Origin of the sequence: Kocuria sp. UBA1838 (genome assembly GCF_002338785.1) — a bacterium.
Classification (GTDB): Bacteria; Actinomycetota; Actinomycetes; order Actinomycetales; family Micrococcaceae; genus Kocuria; species Kocuria marina.
Map to the genome: position 1 here is coordinate 20,062 of NZ_DDIY01000001.1, position 4,769 is coordinate 24,830.

7 protein-coding genes and 1 pseudogene are annotated in these 4,769 nt (G+C 65.8%); 1 reads left to right on the top strand and 7 read right to left on the bottom strand.

Annotated elements, in window-relative coordinates; translation table 11 throughout:
- The 7 genes from B3I25_RS00100 to rpmH form a co-directional block, all read right to left on the bottom strand.
- Positions 1-408: ParA family protein (locus tag B3I25_RS00100; protein ID WP_349676510.1), on the bottom strand; the 408-nt coding region annotated here is incomplete at its 3' end.
- 261 nt (positions 409-669) lie between these two features.
- Entirely contained in the window at positions 670-1,260 is a 591-nt protein-coding gene (rsmG, locus tag B3I25_RS00105) for a 16S rRNA (guanine(527)-N(7))-methyltransferase RsmG (RefSeq protein ID WP_286737505.1), read from the bottom strand.
- 137 nt (positions 1,261-1,397) lie between these two features.
- Positions 1,398-1,940, bottom strand: a complete 543-nt coding sequence (locus tag B3I25_RS00110; RefSeq protein WP_064845484.1) for a protein jag — start codon at positions 1,938-1,940, stop codon at positions 1,398-1,400.
- A 13-nt stretch (positions 1,941-1,953) separates the two neighbouring features.
- Positions 1,954-2,934 carry a membrane protein insertase YidC gene (gene yidC / locus B3I25_RS00115; protein WP_064845485.1) on the bottom strand — a complete coding sequence of 327 codons (981 nt, stop codon included), beginning with the start codon at positions 2,932-2,934 and terminating at the stop codon, positions 1,954-1,956.
- Entirely contained in the window at positions 2,931-3,368 is a 438-nt protein-coding gene (gene yidD / locus B3I25_RS00120; RefSeq protein WP_064845486.1) for a membrane protein insertion efficiency factor YidD, read from the bottom strand. Before yidD ends, yidC begins: the two co-directional genes overlap by 4 nt.
- Positions 3,369-3,435: 67 nt before the next feature.
- The gene (gene rnpA, locus B3I25_RS00125; protein ID WP_369795598.1) at positions 3,436-3,867 is read right to left on the bottom strand and encodes a ribonuclease P protein component; all 432 of its coding nucleotides are present in this window, start codon (positions 3,865-3,867) and stop codon (positions 3,436-3,438) included.
- On the bottom strand, positions 3,806-3,943 hold the full coding sequence (rpmH, locus tag B3I25_RS00130; protein WP_035962803.1) for a 50S ribosomal protein L34: 138 nt from the start codon (positions 3,941-3,943) through the stop codon (positions 3,806-3,808). Before rpmH ends, rnpA begins: the two co-directional genes overlap by 62 nt.
- 458 nt (positions 3,944-4,401) lie before the next feature.
- Between rpmH and B3I25_RS00135 the strand changes: the two are divergent.
- Positions 4,402-4,769: pseudogene (locus tag B3I25_RS00135) on the top strand (chromosomal replication initiation protein DnaA); the annotation flags it as partial.

A 4,769-nucleotide genomic window follows, 5' to 3' on the forward strand; every position in this document is an offset into this window, starting at 1 on the left:
CGCGTACTCCGCCAGAGCCCGCTGCAATCGCTGTTCACGAGCCACCACGGACACGAGTTCGATCTCGGCACCGGCAAGGTCGATGGTCGCCGGGAGGACCCACAGGTTGGACACCTCGGGGGACTCCTTGACCACCTCGGCCACCGGAACCTCGTCGATGAGCACGTCATAGACGGAGTCCGCATCCGCACCGTGGGGAATCCCGAGTGCGGTGGACGCGTTGCCCTGCGGATCGTTGTCCACGACCATCACGTTCTGGCCCTGCTGCGCGAGCGCCACGGCGAGGTTGACCGACGTACTGGTCTTCCCTACACCACCTTTCTGATTGCTGATGGTGATGTAGCGCGTGTTCTCGGGGCGGTCCAGGTGCACGTTCTTGAGCTTGGCGCGGCGCTTGTTCTCTTCCACGAGTTTCCTCCCCAGGGCGGTATCCGCCACCGCGTCTTGTGCCGTCACTCCTGCTTGACCGTTTGTTTCACGTGAAACATGGCGTCCGCGATCAGGAACAACTTTTTTTGTTTGCGAAATTGGATCAGGCGGCAATCCGAAGTCGTGTCCACGGGTACGTCCTGAGGTGGGCCGTTCCGGCTCGGTCATCGACTGTCCCTTCCATGACTGGTGCGGTGCTCCTAGTAGCTTATCGACAAGGCCGCACCGGCAACGACGGATTCACAGCACGAGCCGGACCACCGTGGTGGGTTCCTCCAGGAGGTCCTCGCCCACGGTCACGACCTCCGAGGACCGGACCCCGAAACGATTGAACTTCTTACTCGCCTTGCGCAGCTCGTCCTGGGCGGAGCGTCCCTTGAGCGCGAGCAGCTCACCGGAACCCTTCAACAGCGGCAGGGTGATGTCCACCAGACCGATGAGCGCGGAGACGGCTCGGGCCGTGACCACATCCACCGGGCCCACCTCGTTCTTCGCCTGTTCGGCGCGCGCCCGCAGCACACAGACGTTGTCCAGGCCGAGATCCGCCGCAATCTCCTCGAGCCACGCGACACGGCGCTCCAGCGGCTCGATCAACGTGATGGACAGATCGGGCCGGGCGATCGCGAGGCACAGGCCGGGAAGGCCGGCCCCCGAGCCCACGTCCGCGACGTGAGCGTTCCGCGGGATCAGGCTCTCCACCACCGCGCAGTTGAGTACGTGACGTTCCCACAATCGCGGGGCCTCACGGGGACCGATCAGTCCACGGACGATGCCCGAGGACGCCAGGTGCTCCGTGTAGCGCCGCGCCAGGTCGAGGCGGTCAACGAAGATCGTGCGCGCTGCGGTCTCGTGCTCACCGAGCTCGGGGGCTGGCTGGGGCTCGGGAGCGGGACGCGACGCGCCCTCGGCGCCCGACCCGTTCTTGTCCTGCCCGGACGCGGCGGGGTGCGGGGTGGAACGCGACACGGTCACTGAGCCGCCGAGACCACGATGTGGCGCCCGGCGCCGTCGCCCTCGGACTCGGAGACCAGACCGGCGTCCGCGACGGCGTCATGGACGATCTTGCGCTCGTACGGGGATAGCGGGGGCAGGTGCACGCTGCCGCCCTCGGACTCGACCTTGGCCACGGCGTCCTGCGCCATCTCGCGCAGCTCCGAGGCTCTCTCGTCACGGTGCCCCGCGATGTCCAAGATCAACCGGCTGCGCCGCTGCGTGGCGCTGAGGACGCACAGCCGCGCGAGTTCCTGCAGCGCCTCGACCGTCTCGCCGTTCTCGCCCACGAGCTCTCGCAGAGGGGAGTCGTCACCGTCCTCCGCGACCACGGAGACGTACGTGCGCCCGTCCCGGACCTCGATGTCGATGTCGCCGTCGATGTCCGCGGTGTCGAGGAGCTCCTCGATGTAGTCCGCGGCGATCTCACCCTCCTCCTCGAGGGGGGAGAGCTCGGGGGTCTGCGTCTCGGCGGGCGCGTCCTGCGAGGGCAGCTGCTGCTGTTCGTCGATGTCGTTCATTGGGTGCGACCTCTCAGCCGTTCTTCTTGGCCTGCTGCTTCTGGCGCTTCTTGGACACGGGTTGCTGACGCTGGCCCGCCGCCGCGCGTTCACGCTGCTCCTCGAGCTTCTCCTCGTGCTCCTTCTTGGTCATGCCCACCGGGGGCAGACCCTTGGCCGCACGGCGCTCGTTGAGTTCACGCTCCGCCTGGGACCCCTTGGTGGGGTTGTTGCGGATGACCCACCACTGCTGGCCCATGGACCACAGGTTCGAGACTGTCCAGTAGATGAGCACACCCAGCGGGAAGTTGATGCCACCGATCGCGAAGATGAGCGGGAACAGGTAGAGCATCATCTGCTGCTGGCGGTACATGGGCGATTCCTTGGCGGCATCGCTCATGTTACGCGCGGTCAGCTGCTTCTGCGTGATGAACTGTGTGGCACACATGGCCACGATCATGACGATCGCCAGCACGATGGTGGCCATGTGGTTGCCCGCACCCGGCTGCATCAGGGTGGAGAACAGGGGAGCGCCGAAGATCGTGGAGTCGTTGAACTGGTGGACCAGCTGCGGCGTGAGGACGTGGATGGACTCGTTGTTCTGGGCGGCCTGCGGGACCGAACGCAGCACCTGGAACAGCGCGAAGAAGATGGGCATCTGCACGATGATCGGCAGGCACGCCGCGAACGGGTTGGATCCGTGTTCCTTGTACAGGGCCATCTGCTCCTCGGCCATGGCCTGGCGGGAGAGCTGGTCCTTCTTGCCCTTGTACTTGGCCTGCAGCTTGGCCATCTCCGGTTGCAGTTCCTGCATGCCGCGCATGGACTTGATCTGCTTGAGGAACAGCGGGATGGTCAGTGTACGCATGACCAGGGTCAGGCCCACGATGCACAGCACCCAGGTGACACCAGAGGCCGGATCCATCCCGAGGGTGGTGAACAGTTCGTGGAACACCCACAGCACGGCGGAGACGATCCACCTGAAGGGAAAGAGAATAATGTCGAAGAAGTTCATCGAGCGTTGGCTCCTTGAGCCGCGTGGTCGTCACGGGCCGGGCAGTCGTGCACGTGGTCGCGCACGAGGGTCGGGTGGTTGAGCAGAACGATTTTGGGGGTCGAGGCCACGGAGGGGAACTCCCGACCGCCGCTCGGGACCCTATCGATCCCGCCGGCCGCCCACGGGTGGCAGCGCAGCAGACGTCTGACGCTCAGTCCCAGTCCGCGCACCGCGCCGTGCACGGTGAACGCCTCCAGCGCGTATGCGGAACAGGAGGGGAAATACCGGCACACGTCTCCGTACAGCGGGGAGACAATCGTGCGGTAGAGCTTGAGCAGGGCGATGCAAAGATTCTGCGGAAGATGCTTCATGGTGCGCACGAGGCCACCGCCGGGGTTGTACTCGTGCGGCGCGCGCGCGAGGAGTTGCTCGGGAGACGGACGTGATGTCACGTGCGGGCCTCCTTCTCGACTCTGTACAAGCAACGTTACGGCATCCGCCGCGTACGCAGCGGGGAGGTCATCGCGCCTTGCGCAGCGCGGCATGCAGGGCGTCGCGGTAGTCACGCCCCAGTTCGTCCCACCCCGCCGCGGCGGCCGCGGGCAAAGCACGGACGACGACGTCGAGCCCGGCCGGGTGTTCGCGGACGGTCACGGCAGCGAGTTCACGCAGGCGGCGCTTAACCTTGTTCCTGACCACGGCGTTGCCCACCGCCTTGGAGACGATGAACCCCACGCGGGACGCCTGCTCCGTGGTGCTTCGCACGGATACGACGACGTTCCGGCGGCCACTGCGGGCGCCGGAACGTACGGTGTCTGAGAACTGCGCCGAGGTCCGCATCCGATGCCTGGTGGGCAGCACGATGCGAACCTCGCGAGTTGACGATGAGTTAGGCCGACAGGCTGGCGCGGCCCTTGCTGCGGCGGGCGCCGATGATGGCGCGGCCGGCACGGGTGCGCATGCGAGCACGGAAGCCGTGCTTGCGAGAGCGGCGGCGGTTGTTGGGCTGGAAAGTCCGCTTGGGCATTAGTCACTCCACGAGGTTGGACAACGGCGCGCCAACTGCGACGGATCACAGGGGACGCACGCGGTACGTATTTGGGGGCATGCGGACGCGCAGAAATCGCAATCCTACACGCACAAGACTGATTCACAGTAGTCAAAAGGGCCACACCGGTCAAATTGCCGCACACTACGATCGGCGGTCCGGTGGGCTGCCAGACGGGCGGCCGCGTCCCTCCACAAGTGTGTACACCGCCCCCCGGGAGCATGTGGAAAAGCGCCGGATCACACCCCGCCAGAGCAAGTTATCCCCAGGTGGGAACTACACAGTTGTAGTTCTGTGCACCGGCTCCGACGGGCTATGTCGAGCCCGGAACCATGCTCTAGGCTGAGGTTTGCGGCCGCCCCCACGAGGTTATCCACCGCTGTGTACAAGTCTGTGGAAAACTGGGGCTTCCCCGTATCTCACGTCAGGAGTCGTTCATGCAGCAGGACAACAGGGCTTTGCTCGAGCAATGGGCAGAGTGCGTCCGCGTCATGAACGAGAACCCGCGGGTCACGGGACGGGCACGCGGGACCATCGCGGTGTGTGAACCCCGCGGCCTGATGGGCACCACGCTGCTGATCGCGGTCCCGAGTGAGGCCACGCGGGAATTCCTGCAGAACCGCCCCATGTCCGAGATCCTGGACGAGAGCGTAGGCCGGGTTCTGGGAGCGGACACGCTCGTGGCATTCGTCGTGGACCCCGAGCTCGAGGTCCAGCCGCCCACCACTCGCGCCGCGACCGACGCGCGGTCCTCCGACCGCACCATCCCCTCGCTCAACGAGCTCGAAGCCGAACGTACGCCCGG